The following is a 25,782-nucleotide window of genomic DNA, read 5'->3' on the forward strand; positions in this document are numbered from 1 at the left end:
TCTTAGGAACATTTCCATGCGTCAACGGGTTCCAGCAAATACTAAGGCCGTTTGACGGCCTTCGCCTTTTTTGACGTCTTCGCCTTCTTGGCCTTCGTTGCGGCCTTGACCTTGACGTTCTTCACCAACCTGGCCTTGCTCTTCTTTACAGGCTTTGCTTTGCTCTTCTTCACAGGCTTCGCTTTGCTCTTCTTCTTCACAGGCTTGGCTTTGCCTTCTTCGCAGGGCTGGCTTTGCTCTTCTTTGCGGGCCGGGCCTTCGCCTTCCCCTTCTTCGTGCCCTGTACCGTGGCGGCAGGGATCACTTTCTGGATCCGTACCCGGACCTTCGAGGAGCCTTGTGCGATCAGATTCAGCGCGCTGCCGGCCTTGAACCATCCGATCTGGTTCTCATTGAACGTATGGTTCAACACACAGGTGTCGATGGTCCCATCGCTATGCTTCAATACCAGCGTGAGCGGCACACCGGGGGTGAACGACGTGAGCCCCGTGATCGACACCCGATCATCCTCGCGCACTTTGTCGTAATCCGCCGGGTTGGCGAACGTCAGGGGCAGCATCCCCTGCTTCTTCAGGTTGGTCTCATGGATGCGAGCGAAACTCTTCACGATGATCGCGCGGCCGCCGAGCCAGCGCGGCTCCATCGCCGCGTGTTCACGGCTCGAACCTTCGCCATAGTTCTCGTCGCCCACGACCACCCAACCGAGTCCCGCAGCCTTGTAGTCACGCGCAACGGCCGGATACTCCTTGGTCTCGCCGGAGAGGATGTTCTTGCCGGTGCCCGCGGCACCTGTGAACGCGTTGACCGCGCCGCTGAACATGTTGTTCGAGATATTGTCCAGATGCCCGCGGAACTTCAGCCACTTGCCCGCAGGCGAGATGTGGTCGGTGGTGCACTTCCCCTTTGCCTTCACGAGCACGGGAAGCCCGGCGATGTCCTTGCCGTCCCATGCCGGGAACGCGGACAGCGCCTGCAATCGATCGCTGGTCGGCGCGATGTGCACGCTGATCTTCGATCCATCCGCCGCCGGCGCCACGTACCCCGCTGCGCCGGAGGCAAAACCGTTCGCGGGCAGTTCCGCGCCGTTCGGCGGCGCAAGCTTCACTTTGCCGCCGTTCGGTGTATCGAGTTCATCCGTCACGGGGTTGAACGTGATCCGTCCGGCGAGCGCGAGTGCCGTGACGATCTCCGGGCTCGCAACGAATGCATGCGTCTCCGGGTTGGCATCGTTCCGTGCCGCAAAGTTCCTGTTGAAGGAGGTGATGATGGAATTGCGGACACCTTTCGCGACGTCGCCTCGCTTCCACTGACCGATGCACGGGCCGCAGGCATTCGCGAGCACGCTGCCGCCGATCCGCGTCAGCACATCCAGGTGGCCGTCGCGTTCGATCGTAGCACGCACCTGCTCCGACCCGGGCGTGATCGTGAACTCCGACCGCGCCTTCAGTCCGTGCTCCAGTGCCTGGCGGGCGATACTGGTCGAACGCTCGATGTCCTCATAGCTCGAATTCGTGCAACTGCCGATCAGGGCGACCTTGAGTTCCTCGGGGAAGTTGTTCGTGCGGACCGCCTGCGCGAACTCCGACAGCTTCCAGGCGCGGTCCGGGGTGAACGGGCCGTTGATCATCGGCTCGAGATCCGACAGGTCGATCTCGATAACCTGATCATAGTAGTCAGCCGGCGACACGGCGGTCTCCGGATCCGCCTGCAGGTGCTCCGCGATGCCATCTGCCAGCGAGGCCACCTTCGCGCGGCCTGTGGAGCGGAGGTACGCGCTCATGCGTTCGTCGTACGGGAACACGGATGTCGTCGCACCGATCTCGGCGCCCATATTGCAGATGGTCCCCTTGCCGGTCGCGGAGATGGATGACGTCCCTTCGCCGAAGTATTCGACGATGGCGCCCGTGCCCCCCCTTCACCGTCAGGATCCCGGCGAGCTTCAGGATGACGTCCTTCGCGCTCGCCCAGCCATGGAGGGTCCCTTTCAGGTGCACCCCGATGACCTTCGGGAACTTGAGCTCCCATGCCATCCCCGCCATCACGTCCACCGCATCCGCACCACCCACACCGATCGCGATCATGCCCAGCCCGCCGGCATTCGGGGTATGCGAATCGGTTCCGATCATCATGCCGCCCGGGAACGCATAATTCTCCAGAACGACCTGATGGATGATGCCCGATCCGGGCTTCCAGAATCCGATGCCATGCCGGGCCGAAACGCTCTCCAGGAACGCGTAGACCTCGCTATTCTCCGTGCGCGCGCGGTCCAGATCCGCCTCTGCGCCGGTCTGCGCCGTGATCAGGTGGTCACAATGCACGGTCGAAGGAACGGCCACCGACGGCATCCCTGCCGACATGAACTGCAGGAGGGCCATCTGGGCCGTTGCATCCTGCATGGCAACACGGTCGGGGGCGAAATCCACGTAGGAATTCCCGCGGACGGCAGGGTCCTTCGGCGCACGCCAGTAGTGCGCATAGAGGATCTTCTCAGTGAGCGTCAGGGGGTGGCCGACAAGGCGGCGCGCGACGCGGACCCGGCCGGGGGTACGGGCGTACACCCGTTCGATCATCGGGAGATCATGGATCATTGGTGGTGTCCTCCAGGGTGGGCTTGGGTATTGAAAATAACGTGGCATAATATACGGAGTGCGTGTACGACGCGCAAGTGATGCATTGCACAACTGCCCGTTTTTTCATATTTTTGATGATACAACCGAATTCAACCTATGACCACCAAACCACTTGGACTCGAGCAGTCGGACGAGGACGTCGCCACACAGGATCCTGCAAAGGTCGTCCTGTTCAACGACAATGTCCATACGTTCGAAGAAGTGATCACCCAGCTCATCAAGGCAACGCGCTGCTCGCAGGAAAAGGCGGAAGGCCTTGCGTGGGAGGTCCATACCCGGGGCAAAGCCATAGTGTTTTCGGGCGAGATGATGCGCTGCGTGCAGGTCAGCGGCATCCTTGAAGAGATCCAACTGATGACCCAGATCGAGGTATGATGAAAGCCGACGAGATCCGCCAGAGTTTCCTTGATTTCTTTGCACGCCACGACCACCGGATCGTTCCCAGCGCACCGGTGATCCCTCACGGCGACCCCACCCTGCTCTTCACCAATGCAGGCATGAACCAGTTCAAGGACGTCTTCCTTGCCACCGGCAAGAGGGACTATGTCCGTGCCGCGGACACGCAGAAGTGCATCCGCGTGAGCGGGAAGCACAATGACCTCGAAGAGGTCGGCCGCGACACCTATCATCATACCTTCTTCGAGATGCTGGGCAACTGGTCGTTCGGCGACTACTACAAGAAGGAAGCGATCGGCTGGGCATGGGAACTCCTGACGAAGGAGTGGGGACTCGACAAGTCGCGCCTGTATGCGACGATCTACGAGACCGACGACGAGGCCGGCAAGCTCTGGGCAAAGGTCACGGATATCGACCCGAAGCATATCATCACGTTCGGCAAGAAGGACAACTTCTGGGAGATGGGCGAGACCGGGCCGTGTGGCCCGTGCTCGGAGATCCACATCGACCTCACCGCGGACAAGTCGGGCGGCGCCCTGGTGAACGCCGGCGACCCGCGCGTGATGGAGATCTGGAACCTCGTGTTCATCCAGAACAACCGTACACCCTCCGGAGAACTCGAGAACCTCCCGGCAAAGCACGTCGACACCGGCATGGGCTTCGAGCGGGTGTCCGCCGTGCTCCAGGGGAAATCGTCGAACTACGACACCGACGTGTTCATGCCGATCATCAACGCGATCAGCGAAGCGACGGGGCGTCCGTACACCGCACCGGCGGACCAGGTGGCGATGCGCGTGATCGCGGACCACATCCGCATGCTCAGCTTCGCCATCGCCGATGGCGCGATCCCCGGCAACGACGGCCGCGGCTACGTCCTCCGCCGCATCCTGCGCCGCGCCGCACGATTCGCGCGCAACCTGGGCATGAAGGACCCCTGCATCTACGGGATCACCGACACGGTCGCGAACACCATGGGCCATGTGTTCCCCGAACTCATCGAGAAGCGCGAGCACATCAAGCGCACGATCAAAGCAGAGGAAGAGAGCTTCCTCGTCACCCTGGACCGTGGCATTCAGATCTTCGAATCGGTCGTCGAGCGGATCGGACCCTCCACCGTCTTCCCGGGCGATGATGCCTTCAAGCTGTACGACACCTTCGGCTTCCCTCTCGACCTCACCCAGCTGATGGCGGAGGAGCGTGGCCTGAAGGTGGACAGCGCCGAATTCACCGGACGGATGGAAGAGCAGCGCACGCGCGCCCGCGACGCCGGCAAGGTGGAGTCGCAGGGCGTGGCAACCGCACTCATCCGCGAGATCGCGGACCTCCCGCCCACGGAATTCGTCGGCTATGGAACCACCGAGACCCCCGCACACCTCGGAAGGATACTCAGCGGCAAGTACATCTACCTCGACCGCACGCCCTTCTATGTCGAATCGGGCGGGCAGGTGGATGATAGCGGTGTCATCGAAGGCGACGGCTTCACGGCGGAGGTCGTGGATGCCCTCCGGCTCGATCGCAAGATCATCCATGAGGTACGGTTCGTGAAGGGCTCGCCCGAGGCGGTCCGCGAAGGGACGGTCACGGCGCGCGTGGATGCGGCGCGGCGCAACGACATCCGCCGCAACCATTCCGCGACGCACCTGCTGCACGAAGCGCTCCGCCGCGTGCTCGGCGAGCACGTGCACCAGCAGGGATCGCTCGTGGCACCGGAACGGCTGCGGTTCGACTTCCCCCATTTCGGCAAGATCACTCCCAACGAGATCCGTGCGATCGAGGATATGGTGAACGGCAAGATCGCCGACGCCATCGCCGTCCGAACGGGTGTCGACATGCCGATCGAAGAAGCACGCAAGATCCCGCACGTGAAGATGTTCTTCGGCGATAAATACGGCGATACGGTACGCGTGGTCACGATCGACGAGTCATTCAGTGTCGAGTTCTGCGGCGGCACCCACGTGGCGTCCACGGCGGATATCGGCCTCTTCAAGATCATTGCCGAATCCAGCATCGCCAGCGGCGTGCGGCGTATCGAAGCCGTGACAGGCATCGGGCTGCGGCAGTACATCGACGAGCAGATCCGCAAGGCGGCGGGACTCGACGAGCGCATCGCGCACCTTATCGAAGAACAGCAGGAGCTGGAAAAGAGCCTTCCCGGTGCCGGCACGGGGAAGACAAAGTTCGTGCGCCCGTCCCTGGGCTCCCTCACCCTCCCGTCAGGCATGGTCGACCAGAAGACGGTCGATGCCGTTGAACAGGGCCTCCATGACCGTCAGTCGGCACTCGACGCGCTCACGGAGTCGGCCGCGGACCTCAAGAAGGAACTCAGCCGATCCCGCGTTGCCGGGGCGGCCGGTGCCATCGACGCGCTCATCGCACAGGCCACGACCGTCAACGGGGTCACCGTCGTCACCGGGCAGGTGGGTGCGCCGTCCATGGATGAACTCAAGAATATCGGTGATACGCTGCGGAGCAAACTCCGCAGCGGCGTGGGCCTCCTCGCGGCGGTCCATGAGGACAAAGTGTCCCTCGTCTGCGTCGTCACGGATGACCTGGTGGCCGCTAAGAAGATCGCCGCCGGTGCGGTGGTCGGGGCGGTCGCCAAACTCCTCGGCGGTGGCGGTGGCGGGCGCCCCCATATGGCCACCGCGGGCGGTAAAGACGCGGCAAAACTGCCCGAGGCACTGGCGCAGATCCCATCCATCATTGCGACACTCACGAAAGCCTGACCATGGCACATCTCCCCCTCACGATACTTGCACGGCAGGCCTACATCGAGGACGAACTCAAGGCCAGTGCCGAAACGAAACGGCTGATCGCAGAGAAATGCAGTGATGTGATCGTGAAAGCCGTCGACGTGCTGATCCGTACGTTGAACCAGGGCGGAAAGATCCTGCTCTGTGGCAACGGCGGCAGCGCAGCGGATGCCCAGCATCTCGCGGCCGAACTGGTGATCCGTATGGACCCGAAACTCAAACGCCCGGCCATCCCTGCCGTCTCCCTCTCCACCGACAGCTCGATCCTCACGGCCGGGGCGAACGACATCGGGTACGACAACGTCTTCGCCCGATCCGTGGAGGCTCTCGGGCGCAAGGGCGATGTCCTTGTCGTCATCAGCACCAGCGGCAACTCCGAAAGTGTGAACCGGGCGCTGGCCCAGGCACGGTCTGCGGGGATGGCGACCATCGGACTGCTCGGCAAGGACGGCGGGAAGACGCGCGAACTCGTGGACGTCGCCATCATCGTCCCCTCCCAGGACACCCAGCGCATCCAGGAGGGGCACATCACGATCGGGCATATCCTGTGCAGCTTGCTCGAACGGGAGATGTATAGCTGACCGCACTGAAGGACACACGGCGCAGCGATGTGTGGGTGCCGCTCCTGGCGGCATGCACGGACGCGGTGGCGATCGAGCTTGCCTTCATCCTCGCCTACGGGATCCGCTTCCACACGTCGTTCTTCGAGTCGTTTGGCTTCGTCATGGACGAGGCCCCGCCGCTCTCCGGCTATCTCGCCGGTTCGTTGTTCGTCATCCTTGTCTGGCTCGCGATCTTCCGCTCACGGCGCATGTACCGCGCACGCCGGAACGCCAACCTTTCCGATGAAGTGTTCAACATCATCCGGGTGGTGACGTTCGGCATGCTCATCGTGATGAGCGCCACGTTCTTCTACCGCGCCTTCTCGTTTTCGCGCATCGTCTTCGGGCTCGTCTGGGGCTTCTCCATCGTCGGGATCACGATCGGGCGCATGGCGATCCAATGGGCGGAGCGCCGCTCCTACCGGGAAGGCCGTCATCTCCAATCCGCCATCATCATCGGCAACGGCAGACTCGCCGAACAGGTCTATGGCCGCCTGCATCGCCACGGTTCGTTCGGCTTCGATATCGCCGGGTATTTTGCGGAAGCTCCCGCACCCCCGGGAAGCCGGCTTGCCTCCGCCCCATGCCTCGGCACGGTGGCCGATGCCCCGGGATTCATCAGAGAGCATGGCATCCGCCTGGCGTTCATCGCGCTCACCTCACGCGACCAACCACGCCTGTTCACGCTCATCAGCGAGTGTGAAGGTGTGAACATCGAATTCATGCTCGTGCCGGACATGCTGGACGTGCTCACAAGCCAGGTGCGGGTGCGCGATCTGGAAAGGATCCCCTTCCTGCGCGTGAAGACCATCCCCCTCGGCGCCTTCGGCCAGGCAGTGAAGCGCACCTTTGATATCGTTGTGGCTGGAACGATCCTGATCCTCCTCTCCCCTCTGATCGCCCTCATCGCCCTGGCGGTGCGGCTCACCTCACCGGGGCCTGTGCTGTTCCGGCAACAGCGGATCGGACTCGACGGAACGGAGTTCGCCATGCTCAAATTCCGTTCCATGGTGCCGGGGGCGGAGAAGTTCGATGCGCAGGCGGGACTCGGGATACGGAACGATCCGCGCCGGACACCGATCGGCAAACTGCTGCGCCGGTTCAGTCTGGATGAACTCCCGCAGCTCTGGAACGTGGTCCGCGGCGATATGAGCCTCGTCGGGCCGCGCCCGGAACGCACCCACATCGTGCAGGAGTTCGGACAGAGCATCCCCCGGTATCTCGACCGTCACCGCGTGAAGACCGGCGTCACCGGGTGGGCGCAGGTGAACGGGCTCCGTGGCGACACCTCCATAGAAGAGCGCATCAAATTCGACCTGTACTACATCGAGAACTGGTCGATCGCCTTCGACATCAGGATCCTGCTGCGCACATTGCGCGCAGCGTTGACATTCAAGGAGCAGGAATAGCCATGGTCCCGCTGATCGTCTTTTACGCACACATCATTGCGTTCGCCGCGGTCTTCACCAGGCGATGGCAGGAGGAAGGGGTCGGCGAAGGATCCCTGGGCGTGCTGTTCATGCTCCTCATCTTCTTCGTCGGATGGAGCATGGCGTCGTTCGTGATGCGGTTGATCCTGCCGCCGGAGGGATTCGGCACGTGGATGAACGCCGATGCGGCGGCCCTGGCAGTGCTGGCGCTCGTTGAATCGGTATTCTACTACTTCTACTTCAAGAAGGATGCACCGGAGGAGGAACAGGAAGAGATCGTTACTTCGCGGTAAAGGTGAAGGACACCACGCACCGCTGGTCGCGCTGGGGGGCTGACCGCGGGAGCCGGTCGAACTTCCACCGCTGCACAGCACGGATCGCGGCGCCCTCGCATTTTGCATTCCCCTTCTGACCCGGCCTCACCGAACGTACGCGCCCATCGGGGGCCACCACAGCTTCCACTTTGATCTGCACATTGGAGGTCACCCCCGCCGGAAATGCCGGCGGTGCTCCCGATGCCTTTCGGCGGCGCCCGCCGCCGATCCATTGGATCGACCCCTGCGCAACGCTCCCATGCACTCTTCTCGGCGCCACGTTTCGTGGTGTGACGGCGGGAGGCTTCTCCTGTACCGTCCGCCGGGGCGTGGTCCGGACGCGGGGATCCGGACGTTGTTGCGAACCAGGGGCTTTGACCTGGGGCACCGGACGCCGATGCTGTGCGGCTCCGGCAGCGGCAAGCAGCGACGCGCGCACGGACTCCGTGAGGGTGGTCATGCGGGTTGCTGGTGCAGGATCGATGACCGGGGAGGGATCCTGTGGTTCGTCCGCCGGCCCGCGTGCGGCAACGGTATCCGTGCCGGCGATGGGCGTGACCGCATGGTTCGCTCCGGGTCCGGTGATGAGCATCGCTGTGACGAAGAACATCATCATGAAGACAGCGAGACCGGCGAGCGAGGCCACGCCGGTCATCGTAAGGGGTCGATGCTCCGGCGCGAACTTCATGTCACTTTGCGCCGGAAGAATTCCGGTTCAGTTACGAGGGCAGGGCGCGAGAGTGCAGGGCTGTCCTCCCCCGGCGTCACCGTTGCCTGGAACCCCGCCGGCCCCTGACCCAGCATGTCCAGGAACTCGCCGGACGTGATCTCCATGTCGTGCGCGATGCGTCCGATACGTGCAAGGAGGAGATTGTAGCCAAGAAGTGCGACGATGCCGACGCACAGGCCGAAGCCCATGGCGAGCAGCGCTTCGTAGATGCCGCCACCGGGGAGAGCAGCAGTGAGCTGTCCGGCCGCCTGGCCTTCGATCGCCTGGAAGGCCTTCACCATGCCGATCACAGCACCGAGGAAGCCGAGCATCGGTGCGACACCGCTGATGCTCGCAAGCATGGTGAGGCGCCGTTCGAGACGATACAGTTCCTCCCGCCCCGCACCTTCCATGGCTTCGCGGATCTTGACATCACCTTCGCTCAGCTTCGACATCCCGCGGCGCACGACGGAGACGATGGGCGCTTCCTTCTGGCTACAGTAGGAAAGGACCGCGTTCACATCGGCATGACGGTAGATGCTCTTGAGCTTGAGCATGAACTGCGCCGCATCCATACGGGCGCGGCGCAGCACGAGCATGCGGTCGATGAGCACGTAGACGACAAGCAACGCACAAAGGAGGATGGGCCACATGAGCACACCCCCCTTTTGCATCATATCATACAGATCCATGCATACTCCTGGTGCAGCGATCAGCGCTGCTTTGAGACGTACACCTCGTCTTCCGTCATGTTCTGCAACTTGGCAAGCGTTTCGTGTGCCTGGGCACGCGTATCAAAGCTGCCCACACGCACGCGGTACCAACCCTGTGCCTGATCGACATAGGCTTCATACCCGCCCTCAACGAACCTCGCAGCCTGGTCTTCCGCTTTCGCCTTTGAGGTCCATGCGGAGAACTGGACCGTAAATTTGCCGGTACCGGTCGGTACAACGCTCAGATTTCGTGCAGGAGCTGGCGCTGCTTTCGTTGCCGGTGCGGGTTCAGGCGTCGTGCCGGGAAGCGGGAGGCTCTCTGCCGGCGGTGTCGCAGCCTGCTCGTTGACTGCACTCGGAAGATCGGGCTCCGGCAGCGTCTCCGTGACAACGGGAGCTTTCTTTCCCCACAGATGGATGACCTTGAAGTAGTTCAGCGCGAAGACGCCTGCGGCGAGGATCACGAGAGCGAGCAGGACAAGGATGAGAGGCGAAACGGATCCCCCTCCACCGCCGACCTCGCGCAACGTCGGGGCTGCCGGGGACTTCCCGGTGTCCGGCGTGATCGGTTCTGCGCCGGCTGCTTCATCCTTCAGATTGAACCGTGGCATCGATTGACCCTCCTTAGTGGTTCGGATGATGATGTGACTGTCTATCAGGAAGAACCGCGCGGTCGATCGGCACCGCGCCGTGTCTGATGTCACGCCGCATCGGCGCGCAATCCCTGCATCATGGCAACGTGATCATCAGCAAGAGGCACCATGCCCGGATGTGCCGGACAACATAAAGTATCTTCTCAAGTCCCCGTGCTATATCGTTAATTTACCACTTCACAGGTGAGAAGTCAAGTTGAGGGGGGAAGGCCTTCCATGATCTGGACCACCATGCCGTGCAGGAGGTCGCGCTGGTCCGCCCCCCCCGTCTGGCGTGACGCGAACTCTGTTTCCGCCATGATCCGGAACGCCCGTTCGATCGACCGGGGCGGAAAAAGGCGCATTGCAGCCAGAAATTCGTCTTTTTTCCAGTTCCAGGCCTTGGGAAACTCGGACGGTTCGCGCTTCTCCCGGGAGGCGACGAGGTGGTGGAGCCGCCAGAGTGAGGAAAAATACCCCGTGAGCATGACGATGAAATACGGCAGTGCCTGCCCATCGTTGAGCATGTGATCCATGATCGTGATGGCACGCCGGACATCTCCCCGGCCGATGCTTTCCTGGAGCTGGAAGATGGTGAACTCACGCGAGAAGCCGACGACATCCGCCACGTCGGTGGCAGTGACATGTTTCCGGTCGCCGAGGAACGTGAGCAGCTTCGTGATCTCGCTGTCAACCTCGCGCAAGGAGACACCGATGTACGCCGACAGAAGATCCGCGGCATTATCATCGATGGTTGCGCCGTAGCTGGCCACGCGGCCGGTGATCCATGACGCGATGGAAGAATCACGCACCGGTGCGAACTCGAATGCCGCACCGCGGGCATGGAGCGTGGAGAACGGCTTCCGCCGGAGGTCCGCCTTCTTCCCTGCCAGGATCAGGACCGTGGATGCGGATGGGGCTTCGACGTAGCCCGTGAGCTGCTCGAGGTCCTGCACCACCATCCGGTCGATGTTCTTCGCGATCACCACGCGCGTATCGCCCATCATCGGGAACGAGGCAGCACGCGCAACGATGTCACGGCCGTCAACGTCACCGCAATCCACGACATCGAGATTCAGCGACCGGAGGTCGGCAGGCAACACGGCATCGAGAACGGCATGGAGAGCACTCTCAAGCAAAAAATCCTCCTCCCCGTGCAGCAGGTACACGGGGAGAAAGGACTTCTTCTTGAGTGCGGCAAGCAGGTCCGCGTATGTCGGCCCGCCTTTCGCCATTATTTCTTCGCGGGTGCGCCGAACGGTTCGTGCCGGACGGTGACGCTCTTGATGACGACATCCACCTTCGGTTTGCCGTCGCGTGCGCCCATCTGCGGCGTGATATCGACCTCACCGATCTTCTCCACGACCTCGATGCCCTTGATGACCTTGCCAAAGATCGTGTAGTTCTTCGGCATGCGCGGCACATCCTGCAGCATCACGAAGAACTGGCTGGTGTTCGTGTTCGGGCCGCGGTTCGCCATCGCCAATACGCCCTTCAGATAGCCGGCCTTGTACGACGGCGTCTGCGGATTCAGTTCATCGGCGAATTCACCGCCATAGATGCTCTTGCCGCCGGAACCCGTACCCGTCGGATCGCCGCCCTGGATCACGAAACCCTTCGAGACGCGGTGGAAGATGATGCCGTTGAAATACTTCTTCTCCGCGAGGCGGACGAAGTTCTCGACCGTCTTCGGCGCATCCGCGCGGTACATTTCGGCTTCGAATGTTCCGAGCGAGGTCTCGATCACCACGATCTCCTTGCTCTCGGGAGCGGCGCTCTGTGCGCCCGCCTGTTCAACCGTCATAGCAGCCATAAGCCCTGCGATAAGTAATGTGAATGTGTGCTTCATTGAAACCTCCATGTGAAAAGGAAAAAAGGACAAGGGAAAACACAACGTCACAGATAATAGGACACACCGATCCGCGCACCGAGAGCGAAGAAACTCAATGTGGCGGGCTGGCCTTCCGAGCCGATCCCCGGCGACACCCCATTCGTATTGCGCAGCTCGCCCAGCATCCCCGCCCGTACCGTTCCCGCAAGGTGGACGAACAATTCTTCGGAGACCGCCGTATTCCCGACGAGCATCACGACCGCGCCCGGCCCCTGCGCCGCATACCCGGCCTCGAGTCCACCGTACCGGAGGTCGAGGCGCCCGACGTGGTACCCGCCGCCGATGCCCGCGCTCAGGTTATAGGGCCCGGCATCGACGATGCAATACTCGATCACGACCGAGGGCATATGAACGGTGGTCGTGAACTCCGTGGTCCCGGTGTACAGTCCCGCGGCGTTCACGGTGTTGAGCAGGTATGCATACTCGAACCTCAGGCCGAAGCGCTCTCCCAGCGGCAGCACGAACGCGCCCGAGAAATCGACAGCAACATGATACCGGTCCAGCCGCTTCGTGAGCCCGTACCCGCCGTTCAGCATGTCCACCACATCACGCTGGGCGAGGTAGTTCACCCCCAGCCCTGCACTGAAGCCTGCACGGCGTGCCGCGGGTACACCCGCGGATGACGCCCCGGCACCAAGGACCAGAGCAAGAAGGCACCCGAGAGCAGCATTCCGCACGATCACTTCTTCTCCCCATCGGCCGTGGCCTCGGAGACGCGGATGTGATCGTGCAGGAAGTAGTACAACCCGATCAGTGTCACCCCGACGAAACCCACCGCATGCGTCACGGTTGCGTAGCTCAGCGCCGTCGTCGCATTCACCGCATACAGCCGGCTCAGCGTCTGGGACGTCAGGACGTGATACGTGCCGGTCCCTCCGGGCGTGGGCATCGCCACACCGATGCTCGAGATCGCGAGGACGACGATGGCACTGCGGAACCCGAGGGCCTGCAGGTCGAACGCGAAGTACGCGACGTACATCATCACGGCATAGAGAGCCCACACAAGCACACTCAGGACAAAGATCGCGAGGAAACGGTCGGGGCGCTTCAGAAAGATGAACCCGTCCAGGAAGGAATGTACCCCGGTTTCGATCTTGTCCGCCAACGACGGGGACACGAGTTTCCGGATACTCTTCAGGAGCGCATCGGTCCAGTTCCGGCGGATCATAAGGCCGATCAGGACGACGAGCGCGACCCCCGTGACGATCGTGACGATGATCCCCGTGTTTTCCAGCCACGGGAAGGATTCCTTCAGCGGCCCGCGGTAGAGCAGCGGGATAGCGACGACCAGAACGATGAATGACAGCGTGTCGATCAGGCGCTCGACGACGATCGTGCCGAAGGCAGAACTCTTCGGGATGCCTTCCAGTTTACCCAACGTGTACGGCCTCACCAGCTCGCCTGCACGCGGGAGGATATTATTCATCATGTACCCTACCATCACGCCCGAGAACAGGTTGCGGAGAGCGATGCCGGGCTTGACGGGTTCCAGCATATACCGCCAGCGCCAGGCGCGGAGCCAGTGGCTGATCATCAGCGCGGCAAAGTACGGGATCATCCACCAGTAGTTCGCCCTGCGCAGGGAATCCAGCAGCTCACTGAAGTTCGTCCCGCGGAACGCCAGATACAGAAAGAGCACGGTGACCCCGATGCTGAGCGTGTACTTGATCAGCGAACGGGTGCGTGACGACGCAGCGGGGGCGGTGCTCATGCGGGAGTGGGTCCTCAGCGTAGGTCGACGATTTCAGCACCGGCGGGAGCCTGGAACGTGAAGCGCGTGTCCGGGACCCCGGTATTGGTCTTGATGGAATGGACCTGATAGGTCGTCCGCTTGCCGTGGAGGTCGAGGAGCTCTGCCTTACGGATAAGCCACTCGCCTTCCTGGACCCAGATCTTCATGGACTTGAGCATGCCCGATCCTTCGGGCGGTGTCAACTTCAGAACCACGGTCTCGATCGTACCGATCTTCTCACGGCCGATGAGCGTGGGTGCATAGTCATCCGGCGCTGCACCCAGGATGCGTTCGGGTGTCAACGACCGTTCGTTCAGCTTGAAATTGTCCACCAGGACCTGGTTCGTGGATGGCGAATAGGACCAGACCGTCTTGCCATCCGTCACGATCGCCTGTCCGTCGTACTCCACACGGTACTTGTTCGTCTTCTTGAAGACGAGGGTCCCGGTCACTTCCTGTTCCACCTGCGCCACGGCGAACCCGGTCTTCTGGGTGAAGCGGAGTTCGCCGTCGCGTATCGCATCGTAGCGGTCGCTCACCTTTTCGAGGATCTCTTTCGCCGTATCGCCCGCGCTGGCCGTCGTTGCCGCTCCGGCCATCACGACGGCCGTCAGTACACCCCGCCACCATCCCTTCGTCATCGTCCTCATCCTCATCCTTGCAGGATCACGTCAAGTTCACTTTCAGATTCCACGAGCACATCGCGCGCCTTGCTGCCATCCGCGGGGCCGACGATGCCGGCCGCTTCGAGTTCATCCACGAGGCGTGCCGCCCGGGAGTAGCCCACCTTCAGCCGCCGCTGGAGCAGCGACACCGAGCCCTGCTGATAGCGCACAATGATACGTGCGGCCTCTTCGAACAGATCGTCATGGGAACCGCCACCCGCGCCTTCCGCGCTCCGTTTCTTCTCGATCACCGAAGGCAGCTTGAACGGCGCCAGATACCCGCGCTGCTTGCCGATGTGTTCCATCAACGCTTCCACCTCGTCCGACGAGATGTACGCGTTCTGCAGGCGTATGGGTTTGGGGCTGCCGCTCGCGAGGTAGAGCATGTCGCCGTTGCCGAGCAATTGCTCCGCGCCGTTCATGTCCAGGATCGTACGTGAATCCGTCTTCGACGCCACCTGATAGGCGATGCGCGCCGGGAAGTTCGCCTTGATCACACCGGTGATGACGTCGACAGACGGCCGCTGGGTCGCAACGATGAGATGGATGCCCACAGCGCGCGCAAGCTGCGCGAGCCGCGCGATGGGCTCTTCTACTTCACGCGCAGCCGTGATCATGAGATCAGCGAGTTCGTCGATCACCACGACCAGATACGGCATCTTGATATGGGGTTGCTCGGGCGTGCTCTTGACCTTCCCGCTGGCGATCTTCTCGTTGTAGTCCGCGATATTCCGGACCGCCGCCTTGGAGAAAAGGTCGTAGCGCCGCTCCATCTCCAGCTCCGCGCCCTTCAGGCCGAGCACCGCGTTCCCCGGCGTGGTCAGGATCTCTTCGTTGACGTCCGGCGACACGGCAAGGAAGTGCTGCTTCAGGCGCGAATACAGCGCAAGTTCGATCTTCTTCGGGTCGATGATGAGGAACTTCAGCTCCGACGGGTGCATCCGGTAGAGCAGGCTGGCGATCATGGTGTTGATGCCTACGCTCTTCCCGGAGCCGGTGGAACCGGCAACGAGAAGGTGCGGCATCTTCGCCAGATCGTCCGCGAACACCTCTCCGGCAATGGTCTTCCCCATCGCCATGGGCAGCGCCGCCTTGGCCTCTCGGAACACGTTCGAGTTGATGATGCTCCGGATCGTCACGAGCGAGCGATGGGAATTCGGGATCTCCACGCCGACCGCGGACTTGCCGGGGATGGGGGCCATGATGCGGATACCCCGGGCGGCGAGCTTCAGCGCGATATCGTTCTCAAGATTGACGATCCGGCTGATCTTCACGCCTGTCGCCGGCACAAGTTCGTACAACGTGATCACGGGGCCGGGGGTGACGCTCACGCTCTCCAGTTCCACATCGAACTGCAGGAGGGTCTCGCGGAGAAGTTCGGCATTGGCCTGGAGTTCGGCCTCATCCACATCTTCCTTGCCCGGCTTCGGGGCGTCCAGGAGCTCCACGGGAGGGAAGACATACTCGATCTCTTCGACCTTCAGCGGCTGGGCCGGCGCGACCGCACCCTCGGCGATGGGTTCCTCGGCCAGGTCCGGCACTTTTGTCGTGACGGTCAACACCCGCCGGGTCGTTGCAGGTCCGTCCTGTGGACGCGGCGGTTCTTCGAGTGGCCGGCGCTTGATGCTCACCGGCGCAGGCGGGCGCGGTGCCTCGTCCTGTTCCGCATCGTCATCATCGTTCTCGGGATCGGCGAGGGGTTTGCGCAACTGCACCCGTGCCTCTTTTCGTCCTTCGGTGTCGGTCCGTCCCTGATCCTCATCCCCGTCCGACACGCCCACATCTTCCCGCTCCTGCCGCTTGCGGTCGTACCAGTCCAGGGCCTTGAGATACCACGAGCGGATCCGTTCGGCGAGCTGATGGGCATCGATGTCGGCCCCGATCATCGCGGTGATGAACATGCCCACGCACACCGCGATGGCACCGCCGGCGCGTCCGATGAACCGTGAGAGGTAGGTGGAGATGAATTCGCCCACCGCACCGCTCCATTCCATGGAAGGCCCGGTCTCGGGGAATATCCTGCGGATCATCCCGAACGCGCTCGCGATGAGCAGCGCCCAGATGATGGAATAGTTGGTCAGCGTGACGGCGCGGCGGTAGTCGCCGCGGCGGAGGATGGTCCATCCCCAGAGCACCATCAGAACGGGGACGATGAAGACGATATACCCGACCGTGGAGCGGATGAGAAAATCGGCGAGGATGACCCCGACGATCGAGAGTCCGTTATGGACCCTGTTCTCATCGCCGAGATTCGTGCCCTGTTGCCAGAAACCGGAGAATCCCCTGTCCGCGAACTGTTCGTCCGCGGGGTCGTAGGTCACCAGTGCAATGAAGAACAGTGCGGCCAGCGTCATGAGGAGGATGGCGAGGATCGCCCACTTGCGGTTGCCGTTGGGGCGAGCGCTCTCCTTCTTCGTTGCCGCAGGTGCAGGCCGTTGTCTGATCGGTTGAGGCATCCTTCACTTCTCCCTTAACGCGCGGGTTCCTTCTTCTCCTCGTTCGTGCGCAGCCGGAGGACGTTCCCATCCAACAGCGGAACCACCGGCACCGTGTCCAGTTCGCTGCAGGCAAGCACATCGGCCGCGAAGCCAAGTTCTTCGAGCATCACGCCGTTGTCGGATCGCCGCAGCATGCGCCGGAGTCCGCGGGCGTGGCCCTTGTAGAGCGACAACGCCGCAACCGCGGCATCGGAGAAATGTGCGCCCGGTGCCGCCGACCCCTCGGCGAGCAGATGCAGGAGCATGCCTGCGCAGACCCCATCCTCGATGCAGAATCCTCCGGCGTTCCCCGCACACACGATCTCCACGTCACCCTGCTGTTGCCGGACGAACTCCGCGACGGCTGAAATATTGACGAAGCCGCAGACCGCGAGTTCACGTGCGTGGCGTGCGCGCCAGATCGCCGGCGTCCCGTTGCTCGTCAGGAACACGATCGCCTTCCCCTGGACCCGCTCGGCGGTGAACTCGAGCGGCGAATCACCGAAGTGGAATCCTTCGATCATCTTCCCGTTGCGTTCGCCCGCGAGCATCGTGACGGCGCCGGCGAGGTTACTGGACACGCGTGCCGCGGCCTCGACCGTTCCGGTCGGGATCACTTCGCGGGCACCGTTCTGGAGCGCCGTAGCAATGCAGGTTCCCGCCCGCAGTGGATCGACGACCACGACCACCCTGTCGCGCAGGGCGAGTTCATCCACGAGGTGCGGGGTAAGATGGATCTTCGGATCGGCCATGCTTACTTCTTTACGAACGGCAGTGGAACGATGGTCGCAGCGACAGGCTTCGTGCGGATCATGACCTCGATGCCCGCGCCGACCGTTGCATGGTCCGCAGGCACGTAGCCCATGCCGATGCCTTTTTCGATCGTCGGGGAGAACGTCCCGGAGGTGACGTGACCGGTATCCACGCCGGCGATCTGGATCGGATAGCCATGGCGCGGGAAGGCACGGTCGTTGACGGTGAACCCGACGAGTCTCCGCCTGGGCCCATCCTCTTTCATGGTACGGATCGCTTCGCGGCCGATGAACGATCCCTTGCCCAGGCGTGTGATCCAGCCGAGCCCCGCCTCGAGCGGGTTCGTTGTCGCATCGATGTCGTTGCCGTAGAGGCAGAATCCCATTTCCAGACGCAGCGTATCGCGTGCCCCGAGGCCGATGGGGCCGATCCCGAATTCCTTCCCGGCGTCCATCAATGCATCCCAGAGGATATCGCCGGTCGCACGATCGGACGGGAAATACAGTTCGTAGCCGAGTTCGCCCGTGTAGCCGGTGCGCGACACCAGCATGGGCACGCCGGCGATGGTGATGTGCATCCAGTGGTAATACTGCAGGGGTTCGAGGTCCGTCGGCGTGAGCTTCTTCAGCGTTGCGAGCGCATGCGGACCCTGCACGGCAAGGAGGGATGTCGCATCGCTCCTGTCGGTGAGCACCACATCGCCGCGCAGATTCTCCTGCATCCACGCGATGTCCTTCGCGGTGTTCGCCGCGTTGATCACCAGCATGAACCGGTCCGCCATCCGATACACGAGCAGGTCATCCACGATCCCGCCATCGGGGTAGCACATGGCGGAATACTGCACGCGCCCCGGAGTCAGCTTCGAGGCATCATTGATGGTGATGTTCTGGACGAAGGCGAGCGCATCGGCACCGGCCACTTCCACTTCGCCCATATGGGAGACATCGAACACGCCGACACGCTCGCGCACGCAGCGGTGCTCTTCCACGATGCCCGGGGTGTACTGCACGGGCATCTCGAATCCTGCAAACGCCACCATCTTGCCGCCGGCCTGCACGTGCCGGTCAAAAAACGCAGTGCGTTTCAGTGACATGGTATGTCCTTCTACTTATAAAGGTCGGTCACATCCTTGTCCTGCTTGCGGGAGATGACATGGAATTCGCCGATCGGAATCGTCGGATCCTCTTCCAGCTTGATCAGGACGAAGTACTTGAGCATGATGCGGCGGAGACGGCTGATGGTCCCTTCGCGGAGCGACGGCGCGAGCGACGGATGTACCCGCAGCGTGAAGCGTGTCTCGCGCGTTTCGGTCTTGAACCGGTGGATCCACCGTTCCAGCTGGTTCAGGGCCGTGGTCTTGGACGTCACGAGTCCTGTGCCGGCGCAGGTCGGGCATGCCTCGGTGAAACTGTGGAGGATGTTCTGGCGGATGCGCTGGCGCGTGATCTGCACGAGCCCGAACTCGGTCATCGGCAGCACCGTCACCTTTGCGCGGTCCTTGCGGAACTCCTTCTTCAGCTCTTCGTAGACCTTCTTCTTGTTCTTCTCGTCATCGAGGTCGATGAAGTCGCACACGATGATGCCGCCGAGGTCGCGCAGGCGGAGCTGCCGCGTGATCTCCCGTGCCGCCTCGAGGTCCGTGCGGAGCGAGTTGATCTCCTGGTCCTTCTTGGGAGCGTAGCGCCCGCTGTTCACATCGATCACCACCATCGCCTCGGTGGGCTCGATGATCAGGTACCCGCCGCTCTTCATCCAGACCTTGCGCGCAAGCGTGGTCTCGATCTCCTTCTCCACGCCATAGGCATCGAAGATCGGGGTGCGCTCTTTGTGGAGTTCGATCTTTTCCAGGAGCTGGGGCGAGGTGTACTTGATGTACGAGCGGATCTCTTTGTGCAGCTTCTTCGAATCGATGACCACGCGGGAGACATCGTTCGAGAACAGGTCCCGGATGACGCTCGACGTCGTGGCAAGATCCTTATAGAGGAGACACGGGGCCTTCTCGGCCTTCACGGTCTTCTCGATCTCGCGCCACGTCGCGATCAGGTCCTCGAGATCGTTCTTGATCGAAGAATCTTCCTTCCCTTCTGCGACGGTGCGGATGATCGTACCGAAGCCCGGGGGGAGGATCGCCTGGACCGTGCGGCGGAGGCGGCGCTTCTCCTTGAAGTTCGAGATCTTCTTGGAGATGCCGACCTTGTTGTCGAACGGCAGGAGGACAAGGAAACGGCCGGCGAGGGAGATGTCCGATGTGACGCGGACGCCCTTCTTGCCGACGGGTTCCTTGATGATCTGGACGATGACCTCCTGCCCCTTTTCGAGGTGGACTTCTTTGGGGGGAGGTTTGGGGACCTGTTGGCGCTGGCGGCTATGCTGACGTTCCTCGCCGTTGCCGCTGCCTCGTGGATGCTGGTCGTCGGATGGTGCGCCGGCGGGTGCCGGTGCGCCTTCGCCCTCGCCTTCTTCGTCATCGTCATCGATGAGTGTGTTGTACTCATCGAAACGGCTGCCGATGTCAGAGAAGTGAAGGAATCCGTCCTGGCCAAGTCCCAGGTCAATGAATGCAGCTCTGATGCCGGGCATCACCTTGGCAACCTTGCCAAGATAGATGTCACCGACCATTTTTTCCTTATTGGCAGTCTCTACAAAGAGTTCTGCCAGGCGACCTTCCTCGGTTATCGCTATCCGGGTCTCGTTGGCCGCAGCGTTGATGATGATCTCTTTCTTCATACCGTACTGGTGGTTCCAGCCTTTCTTCCAGAGAGGTGAGCCGGGCAACACCACCGTTACGGAACGAAGAGAGCAGGCTCCCGAGCAGGATCGAGAGACACAATGTTAGGACCGCGTACGCTCGCATCGATTGCCGACCTGTGGTGTCGAACACTGTTGTTTTGGATCGGTCCATGTTCATCCAGAAGAGGAAGCGGTCATCGCTTCACTCAGAACCTGAACTCGTCAGGATAAACTACGAAAAACCATCATGTGGTGCAACAGGGACCAATAAAAAGAGGCCAAGCTACCCTGCGTCACACCTTGGGGTACTGACCGTTGCTTCCTTCCGGACCTGGCGGGGTTGGGTACCTTGCGGTTGCACAGGACTTGACCTCAGTGGAGCTGATCGGGGTCGAACCGACGACCTCCTCGTTGCGAACGAGGCGCTCTCCCAGCTGAGCTACAGCCCCGAATGTTCAAAAGGACAAAGGCACCGGGATGTGGTCACAACGAACTCAGCCCCGTTGACTCTTCCATTGTATCAGAATCTAGCAAACAGAACGGAAAAAAGCAAATGGATTTGGATGAGTGTTCCCCCTCTGTTATATTGACAGCATGTCCGCCACACGCATCCTTGCCCCGCTCTTCGTCCGCCGGTCCGTTCCCCTGCCGACCTGGCGTGGATGGCTCCTGATCGCCACGCTCGTCGTGGCGGGCATGTGCGTTGTCCCACACGCCCTGTATACCTTCCTCGCGACGACCAACGCCACGGGCGGCGGTATCCTGGTCATCGAGGGGTGGTTGGAGGACCGTGCCGTTGCCGACGGGGTATCGCTGTACAGGTCGGGGCGCTATGACCGCATCGTCACGACCGGCGTGCCGATCGACTACGGTTCCTTCCTGTCGGCCTATGGCAGCACGGCTGACGCCGCACGCGCGACATGCATGCACATGGGCATCGACAGCGGCAGCGTCCATGCGGCCGCCGCGCATGGCCATATTCTGCGCGACCGCACGCTTGCATCCGCCTACGCGCTGCGCGCGTGGCTGCAGCGCAATGCTCCCGGAACGCGCCAGGTCGACATCCTTTCGCAGGGTGTCCACGCACGGCGGACACACATGATCTTCGCGCGGGTCCTTGGTGATTCGATACGGGTCGGCATCATTGCTGCGCCGGACGCACGGTACGGTGCGGATGATTGGTGGAAGTCGAGTGCGGGGGGGAAGGATGTCGGGGGCGAACTGGTCGGGTATGTCTACGCCGCCATCGGAAGGGATCAGCCGCCGCCACAAGAATAGTCTTGATTTATTTTCCGCCGATATGTATATTACTGGACACAACGCTCCCGTTGTGTAATGGATAGCACGAGTGACTACGGATCACTTAGTCCGGGTTCGAATCCTGGCGGGAGCACTGAAAACGACGAAGAGTGAAAGATGAAGAGGGACACGGTCTCTCCATTTTTCACTCTTCGCATTTCTGACCCTGTCTCTACTGCTTCGCTGTTCCCGACTCTCTCTTCATGGCACTCACGAAGTCCGTTACCTTACTCCCCCACACCGGCTTCATCGCATAATACGTGCTCAGTGCGGCAAGGGCCAGGAGGAAGGCGAGCGCGGTGTTCGTTGCGCGCTTCGGGCGTTCTTTTTTCACCGGCGGACGGGCCGGATCCAGGATATTCACGACCGAGATGTTCTTGATCTCATCGATCTTGGCGAGTTCGTATTGCTTCTTGAGCTCGATCACGATCGTCGACTTCACCGTCACCTCGCGCAGCAGCCGTTGCTGCTCCAGCGTGAGCTGGGGCGAATCCATGACCCGCCTGTTGCGTTCCATGAACGTCTTGAGATTCTCTTCCGATTGGCGCAGCTCCTTCTCCACCTCCACGAGCCGCGCGTTGATCCACCGTACCTGCTCGGTGGCGGTGTTGATGCGCTTGAGCCGCATGAACTTGTCCACCTCGGCCACGATCGCATTCAGCACGTCCGCGGCGAGTTGCTGCTCTTCCAGCTCCAGGGTCACGATCACCGTGCTGGTCTTCGTGTCATAGGCGGTCGTGATCAGCCCACGCATCTCTTTCAATGCGCGTTCCATGTCCTTCGCCGGCGACCCCTCCTCGATATCGAGGAACGTGATGAGATTCACCGGTTGCTGGTAGCGCCCGGTCTGATACGTGTGCTCGATCACCGGGATCAGGACCGTCTCACTCGTGAGGATGATCGGATACAGCCGGGAGACATCCGCATTGGGCACGCTGACTCCGGCGAGCTGGGCGAGGCCGGAGAACTGACTGAGTCCGCCGAGTTTCCCCTTTTCCGTTTCAGGCAGGAGCGTGGTCGTGGCTTTGTAACTCAAATTGAACACGGCGAAGTTGAGGATGGCCGTGACGGCGGCAACGCCGAGCGACCAGAAGAGGACCCGTTTCCTCTCGGTCCACACCGGCGCGAGGATCTCAGGCAATTTCCGCGCGGGGGCCGGCGTTCCGTTCTGGACGGCAGCGGATGGAGTATCCTGGTGACCGGTCATTTGGTCACCTGCACAAGTGCGACGGTGATCGCTGCAAGGCTGGCGAGGATCGTCACCAGATCGCGGACGATGGGGAGTGTCTTGTCTTCCTTCTCGATCTTCCGCGGGACCAGGATCGTGCTTCCCGGAAGGATCTCACCGCTCTCCCACTTCTTGCCGCCCGGCAGGAACACGACCGTATTGTCATCCTCCGCTTCTTCTCTATAGCCGCCCGCCTGATCGATATAGTAGCTCAGCCCTTCCCCTTCTTCATAGAGGACAGGTGACGGAACGTACACTTCCCCGCTCACATAGACGACATCTTCGGTATACGCGACGTTGATGGAATCGCCGTCGTACACTACCACATTGTCCCGCGAGCTTGCATCACCGAGGGCCAGCTTGAAATCGAGCGGGATGAGGCCTGCGTTGTTGAAGCGCCGGATCAGGCGCGAACCCTGGAGATAGGCCCCGGGGCGGAGCCCTCCGGCGCGGCGGAAGATATCCGCGAGGCGTTCACCTTCATACTGGATCGCATACGTGCCGGGGTACGTTGCATAGCCCGTCACCCTGACGAACTTCAGGGTAGAGAATCGTGGATCGGCCGGGATCGTAAGGACATCGAAATCTTCGAGGTGGACGCCCTTCCCTCCGTCGTTGCGCCAGTACTCATCGTCGCCGCCGATCTTCATCAGACGGGTGTAGGTCTTCACATCCTGCGTGTCGAGGCGCGCGAGTTCCCATCCGGTGCGCATCGCGCCTTCCTCGAGGCCACCCGCGGCCATCACCAGATCGGCAACGGTCATGCTGTCGTGCCGGATGTACTGTCCCGGACGGCGGACGGAACCGAAGATCGAGACCTGTTGCTGCGGGTGGAACTGGTCGTACGTATAGATCACGACGCTGTCCTCATTCTGCAGCGGATGGTCATTGGCGGGATCGCCATTCATCGCCTGTTCGAGATCGAAGCCGATGACCTCCATGTGCATATTCCGTTGCATCCGGTAGAGGGTTGCGCGTTTGATGAACGTCGAACGCTTGAGGCTATCCGCCGCCTTGACCAGCGTGGAGATCGTCATGCCGGCCGGAACTCAAAGGGCCCGGGTTTGTTGACGCTGCCGGCGACCACGACGCGGTTCTCGTGGAGCCCGATGATATTCTGGATCATCACGATATCGCCGTTCGCCATCGTGTAGGAACTGGCGAGAAGGTCGGTTGCGGACGCGAAGCGGATATCGAAATCGAGCAGGTCGCGATCGTACGCACGGCGCTGATCGAACGGTACGATGCGTTCGATGTGGAGCCGTTTCACGTCGGCATCGAACCGGAGTCCGCCTGCCATGCCGATGAGCGCACCGAGGGTCTCACCGGGTTTCAGTTCATAGATCGCGGGGCGGACGACTTTGCCGACCGCGGCCACGCGGATGCCGGCGGGTTTCACATACACGACATCGCCATCCTGCAGGGGTTCGTCTTTTGTACGGTCTCCCCCGAGGATGAACGCATACATGTCGACCGAGTGTGCGGTTTCCCCGCGCCGGAGCACCTGGATGTCGCGCAGCGAACCGTCGGCCGATGGCCCGCCAGCGAGGTACAGGGCATGGAGGGCGGTGGACATCGAAGATACGGCATAGCCTCCCGGCTTGCGCACTTCACCGAGGACGAAGACCTGGATCGTCTTCAGTTTACCCAGGGAGACCTCGAGGTTCGAACGGCCTCGCGCGCCGGCGAGTCCGGAATAGACACTTGCCATGCGCCGCTGAACGTTGTCGCGGAATTGTTGGACCGTCAGGCCGATGGCGTTCACAGGGCCGACGTCGGGGATGAACACATTCCCTTCGCGGTTCACCTGGAGGCGGTGATTGATATAGGTTTCGCCCCACACGCTGATCTGGACCTCATCGCCGGCACCGAGCACATACGATGGAGGTGTCGAGACACTCAGTGAGGGGATGAAGGTATTGGACGGGAAGCGGAAGATCTCGTAGCCGAAGGGCCGCATCGCAGAATCGATGCCCGTCCGGCCGGTGAAGCCGGGGACGGTGATCGTATCGGACGCCAGTTGGGCGAGTCCGATGGCAACGACGGCGCTGTCGATCGCTTCGCGGGGTGTGGTGGTGCGCTGCCAGTTCAGCCGGGGATCGACCGACAGTTCTTCCGGGGCAATTGCGCCCGATGAAGCAGCGGGGCGCGTGAGGAAGTCCTGGAGCGAGATGCCCATCGACTGGGCGCGTTTCGTCGCCTCGTCGAGCGTGAGGCCGTACTGTTTGAGCGCTTGCTCGATCTCGGCGGGAGACATTTGTCGCAGGCGGGATTCCGCCTGCTGGCGGACCTGGTCCTGCGTTTGCGCCGGAGTGTTCGCAGGAATGGTGAGTGCGATCAATCCGATGCTCAGCCAGCGGTGTAAGCCGGTCACGGTTGCGGGTCTCCTGGTCTTGATGGAGGTGGACGGGATGGAGTAAGCGAGGCGTTATCCACCCGTATCATGAAAACTTGCGAAAAAGGAACGGAAGAATCAAGGGAAAGGCTTGCGGCGGGAACTAATTTTACTTATCTTGAGAGCGCACAAAAGAAGTTGCTGTCGTCTTCTTTCTGCTTTCTTCCTGCATCTCTCTTCGAGCGGTACCTATGGAGGGGTGGGTGAGTGGCCGAAACCAACGGTTTGCTAAACCGTCGTAGGGAGTAAATCTCTACCGAGAGTTCGAATCTCTCCCCCTCCGCATCCCCAAAATGAACGACAATCGCGAGTTCCCTACTCGCGGTTGTCCGTTCGACCCGCGTCAACTCCCAACTACAACACATTTTTTGACCGCTGAGTGTGCGATTTAGTGTGCGGTCTTTTTGAGCACGCTCTCACCGTCCTGGCCCAT

At 61.7% G+C, this 25,782-nt stretch carries 22 protein-coding genes, 3 tRNA genes, 1 other RNA gene and 1 pseudogene; 8 read left to right on the forward strand and 19 right to left on the reverse strand.

Annotated elements, in window-relative coordinates; all coding sequences use genetic code 11:
• Window positions 1-41 precede the first annotated feature (41 nt).
• On the reverse strand, window positions 42-200 hold the full coding sequence (locus tag IPI01_03485; protein MBK7256879.1) for a hypothetical protein: 159 nt from the start codon (window positions 198-200) through the stop codon (window positions 42-44).
• Window positions 197-2,588 (reverse strand): annotated as a pseudogene (locus IPI01_03490) (aconitate hydratase). The gene IPI01_03485 and the pseudogene IPI01_03490 overlap by 4 nt, the downstream one beginning before the upstream one ends.
• Window positions 2,589-2,726: 138 nt before the next feature.
• On the opposite strand from IPI01_03490, the gene IPI01_03495 reads away from it, so the two are divergent.
• Genes IPI01_03495 through IPI01_03515 form a run of 5 tightly spaced genes read left to right on the forward strand, consistent with a single transcriptional unit; the run spans window position 2,727 to window position 8,104 of the window.
• Window positions 2,727-3,005, forward strand: coding sequence for an ATP-dependent Clp protease adaptor ClpS (locus IPI01_03495; GenBank protein MBK7256880.1), 279 nt, complete (start codon window positions 2,727-2,729; stop codon window positions 3,003-3,005).
• Window positions 3,002-5,752: an alanine--tRNA ligase gene (alaS, locus tag IPI01_03500; protein MBK7256881.1), complete on the forward strand. Its 2,751-nt coding sequence runs from the start codon at window positions 3,002-3,004 to the stop codon at window positions 5,750-5,752. Before IPI01_03495 ends, alaS begins: the two co-directional genes overlap by 4 nt.
• Before the next feature lie 2 nt (window positions 5,753-5,754).
• Window positions 5,755-6,360: a D-sedoheptulose 7-phosphate isomerase gene (locus IPI01_03505; GenBank protein MBK7256882.1), complete on the forward strand. Its 606-nt coding sequence runs from the start codon at window positions 5,755-5,757 to the stop codon at window positions 6,358-6,360.
• Between the two features lie 29 nt (window positions 6,361-6,389).
• On the forward strand, window positions 6,390-7,790 hold the full coding sequence (locus IPI01_03510) for an undecaprenyl-phosphate glucose phosphotransferase (protein MBK7256883.1): 1,401 nt from the start codon (window positions 6,390-6,392) through the stop codon (window positions 7,788-7,790).
• Between the two features lie 2 nt (window positions 7,791-7,792).
• Window positions 7,793-8,104 (forward strand): hypothetical protein, encoded by a 312-nt coding sequence (locus tag IPI01_03515; GenBank protein ID MBK7256884.1) that lies wholly within the window; start codon window positions 7,793-7,795, stop codon window positions 8,102-8,104.
• On the opposite strand, the gene IPI01_03520 is transcribed toward IPI01_03515, so the two are convergent.
• The 14 genes from IPI01_03520 to IPI01_03585 all read right to left on the reverse strand — a co-directional run bounded on the left by IPI01_03520 (window position 8,091) and on the right by IPI01_03585 (window position 20,876).
• Window positions 8,091-8,813: a hypothetical protein gene (locus IPI01_03520; protein ID MBK7256885.1), complete on the reverse strand. Its 723-nt coding sequence runs from the start codon at window positions 8,811-8,813 to the stop codon at window positions 8,091-8,093. The two genes, IPI01_03515 and IPI01_03520, sit on opposite strands and share 14 nt — an antisense overlap.
• Window positions 8,810-9,526, reverse strand: coding sequence for a MotA/TolQ/ExbB proton channel family protein (locus IPI01_03525; GenBank protein ID MBK7256886.1), 717 nt, complete (start codon window positions 9,524-9,526; stop codon window positions 8,810-8,812). Before IPI01_03525 ends, IPI01_03520 begins: the two co-directional genes overlap by 4 nt.
• A gap of 20 nt (window positions 9,527-9,546) precedes the next feature.
• Complete coding sequence (locus IPI01_03530) at window positions 9,547-10,158, reverse strand: SPOR domain-containing protein (protein MBK7256887.1); 612 nt, start codon at window positions 10,156-10,158, stop codon at window positions 9,547-9,549.
• A 233-nt stretch (window positions 10,159-10,391) separates the two neighbouring features.
• The gene (gene holA, locus IPI01_03535; GenBank protein ID MBK7256888.1) at window positions 10,392-11,414 is read right to left on the reverse strand and encodes a DNA polymerase III subunit delta; all 1,023 of its coding nucleotides are present in this window, start codon (window positions 11,412-11,414) and stop codon (window positions 10,392-10,394) included.
• Window positions 11,414-11,983, reverse strand: coding sequence for a peptidylprolyl isomerase (locus IPI01_03540; GenBank protein ID MBK7256889.1), 570 nt, complete (start codon window positions 11,981-11,983; stop codon window positions 11,414-11,416). The genes holA and IPI01_03540 overlap by 1 nt, the downstream gene beginning before the upstream one ends.
• Before the next feature lie 92 nt (window positions 11,984-12,075).
• Window positions 12,076-12,753, reverse strand: coding sequence for a hypothetical protein (locus IPI01_03545; GenBank protein ID MBK7256890.1), 678 nt, complete (start codon window positions 12,751-12,753; stop codon window positions 12,076-12,078).
• A complete protein-coding gene (locus tag IPI01_03550) occupies window positions 12,750-13,781 on the reverse strand; it encodes a flippase-like domain-containing protein (protein ID MBK7256891.1) in 1,032 nt (343 codons plus the stop codon). The genes IPI01_03545 and IPI01_03550 overlap by 4 nt, the downstream gene beginning before the upstream one ends.
• Window positions 13,782-13,795: 14 nt before the next feature.
• Window positions 13,796-14,443 (reverse strand): outer membrane lipoprotein carrier protein LolA, encoded by a 648-nt coding sequence (locus IPI01_03555; GenBank protein MBK7256892.1) that lies wholly within the window; start codon window positions 14,441-14,443, stop codon window positions 13,796-13,798.
• Window positions 14,444-14,454: 11 nt separating this feature from the next.
• Window positions 14,455-16,923 (reverse strand): DNA translocase FtsK, encoded by a 2,469-nt coding sequence (locus tag IPI01_03560; protein MBK7256893.1) that lies wholly within the window; start codon window positions 16,921-16,923, stop codon window positions 14,455-14,457.
• Between the two features lie 14 nt (window positions 16,924-16,937).
• Window positions 16,938-17,696, reverse strand: coding sequence for a 2-phosphosulfolactate phosphatase (locus tag IPI01_03565; GenBank protein ID MBK7256894.1), 759 nt, complete (start codon window positions 17,694-17,696; stop codon window positions 16,938-16,940).
• Between the two features lie 2 nt (window positions 17,697-17,698).
• Entirely contained in the window at window positions 17,699-18,790 is a 1,092-nt protein-coding gene (gene gcvT, locus IPI01_03570; GenBank protein ID MBK7256895.1) for a glycine cleavage system aminomethyltransferase GcvT, read from the reverse strand.
• An 11-nt stretch (window positions 18,791-18,801) separates the two neighbouring features.
• The gene (locus IPI01_03575) at window positions 18,802-20,424 is read right to left on the reverse strand and encodes an Rne/Rng family ribonuclease (GenBank protein ID MBK7256896.1); all 1,623 of its coding nucleotides are present in this window, start codon (window positions 20,422-20,424) and stop codon (window positions 18,802-18,804) included.
• Window positions 20,425-20,700: 276 nt separating this feature from the next.
• Window positions 20,701-20,799, reverse strand: an RNA gene (ffs, locus tag IPI01_03580) — signal recognition particle sRNA small type.
• Between the two features lie 4 nt (window positions 20,800-20,803).
• Window positions 20,804-20,876 (reverse strand) — tRNA-Ala (locus IPI01_03585).
• Between the two features lie 145 nt (window positions 20,877-21,021).
• Between IPI01_03585 and IPI01_03590 the strand changes: the two genes are divergently transcribed.
• Window positions 21,022-21,705: a YdcF family protein gene (locus tag IPI01_03590; protein MBK7256897.1), complete on the forward strand. Its 684-nt coding sequence runs from the start codon at window positions 21,022-21,024 to the stop codon at window positions 21,703-21,705.
• 43 nt (window positions 21,706-21,748) lie between these two features.
• Window positions 21,749-21,820, forward strand: a tRNA-Arg gene (locus IPI01_03595).
• Window positions 21,821-21,898: 78 nt separating this feature from the next.
• Here the strand turns inward: IPI01_03595 and IPI01_03600 are convergent.
• From IPI01_03600 to IPI01_03610, 3 genes are read right to left on the reverse strand one after another with little or no spacing between them, the layout of a single operon-like run.
• Complete coding sequence (locus IPI01_03600) at window positions 21,899-22,933, reverse strand: hypothetical protein (protein MBK7256898.1); 1,035 nt, start codon at window positions 22,931-22,933, stop codon at window positions 21,899-21,901.
• Window positions 22,930-23,991, reverse strand: a complete 1,062-nt coding sequence (locus IPI01_03605; GenBank protein ID MBK7256899.1) for an SLBB domain-containing protein — start codon at window positions 23,989-23,991, stop codon at window positions 22,930-22,932. Before IPI01_03605 ends, IPI01_03600 begins: the two co-directional genes overlap by 4 nt.
• Window positions 23,988-25,328, reverse strand: a complete 1,341-nt coding sequence (locus IPI01_03610) for an SLBB domain-containing protein (protein ID MBK7256900.1) — start codon at window positions 25,326-25,328, stop codon at window positions 23,988-23,990. Before IPI01_03610 ends, IPI01_03605 begins: the two co-directional genes overlap by 4 nt.
• 214 nt (window positions 25,329-25,542) lie before the next feature.
• On the opposite strand from IPI01_03610, the gene IPI01_03615 reads away from it, so the two are divergent.
• A tRNA-Ser gene (locus IPI01_03615) sits at window positions 25,543-25,632 on the forward strand.
• Window positions 25,633-25,782 lie beyond the last annotated feature (150 nt).

The sequence above is a fragment of the Ignavibacteriota bacterium genome (assembly GCA_016707525.1).
GTDB lineage: Bacteria > Bacteroidota > Ignavibacteria > UBA10030 > UBA6906 > JAGDMK01.

What these genes read in the sequence shown, in the direction of transcription:
- IPI01_03600 (MBK7256898.1), bottom strand. Translation starts at nt 22,933, where the DNA reads ATGACCGGTCACCAGGATACTCCATCCGCTGCCGTCCAGAACGGAACG.
- holA (MBK7256888.1), bottom strand. Translation starts at nt 11,414, where the DNA reads ATGGCGAAAGGCGGGCCGACATACGCGGACCTGCTTGCCGCACTCAAG.
- gcvT (MBK7256895.1), bottom strand. Translation starts at nt 18,790, where the DNA reads ATGTCACTGAAACGCACTGCGTTTTTTGACCGGCACGTGCAGGCCGGC.
- alaS (MBK7256881.1), top strand. Translation starts at nt 3,002, where the DNA reads ATGATGAAAGCCGACGAGATCCGCCAGAGTTTCCTTGATTTCTTTGCA.
- IPI01_03540 (MBK7256889.1), bottom strand. Translation starts at nt 11,983, where the DNA reads ATGACGGTTGAACAGGCGGGCGCACAGAGCGCCGCTCCCGAGAGCAAG.
- IPI01_03495 (MBK7256880.1), top strand. Translation starts at nt 2,727, where the DNA reads ATGACCACCAAACCACTTGGACTCGAGCAGTCGGACGAGGACGTCGCC.
- IPI01_03515 (MBK7256884.1), top strand. Translation starts at nt 7,793, where the DNA reads ATGGTCCCGCTGATCGTCTTTTACGCACACATCATTGCGTTCGCCGCG.
- IPI01_03550 (MBK7256891.1), bottom strand. Translation starts at nt 13,781, where the DNA reads ATGAGCACCGCCCCCGCTGCGTCGTCACGCACCCGTTCGCTGATCAAG.
- IPI01_03575 (MBK7256896.1), bottom strand. Translation starts at nt 20,424, where the DNA reads ATGAAGAAAGAGATCATCATCAACGCTGCGGCCAACGAGACCCGGATA.
- IPI01_03520 (MBK7256885.1), bottom strand. Translation starts at nt 8,813, where the DNA reads ATGAAGTTCGCGCCGGAGCATCGACCCCTTACGATGACCGGCGTGGCC.
- IPI01_03605 (MBK7256899.1), bottom strand. Translation starts at nt 23,991, where the DNA reads ATGACGATCTCCACGCTGGTCAAGGCGGCGGATAGCCTCAAGCGTTCG.
- IPI01_03560 (MBK7256893.1), bottom strand. Translation starts at nt 16,923, where the DNA reads ATGCCTCAACCGATCAGACAACGGCCTGCACCTGCGGCAACGAAGAAG.
- IPI01_03565 (MBK7256894.1), bottom strand. Translation starts at nt 17,696, where the DNA reads ATGGCCGATCCGAAGATCCATCTTACCCCGCACCTCGTGGATGAACTC.
- IPI01_03505 (MBK7256882.1), top strand. Translation starts at nt 5,755, where the DNA reads ATGGCACATCTCCCCCTCACGATACTTGCACGGCAGGCCTACATCGAG.
- IPI01_03525 (MBK7256886.1), bottom strand. Translation starts at nt 9,526, where the DNA reads ATGGATCTGTATGATATGATGCAAAAGGGGGGTGTGCTCATGTGGCCC.
- IPI01_03555 (MBK7256892.1), bottom strand. Translation starts at nt 14,443, where the DNA reads ATGACGAAGGGATGGTGGCGGGGTGTACTGACGGCCGTCGTGATGGCC.
- IPI01_03590 (MBK7256897.1), top strand. Translation starts at nt 21,022, where the DNA reads ATGTCCGCCACACGCATCCTTGCCCCGCTCTTCGTCCGCCGGTCCGTT.
- IPI01_03530 (MBK7256887.1), bottom strand. Translation starts at nt 10,158, where the DNA reads ATGCCACGGTTCAATCTGAAGGATGAAGCAGCCGGCGCAGAACCGATC.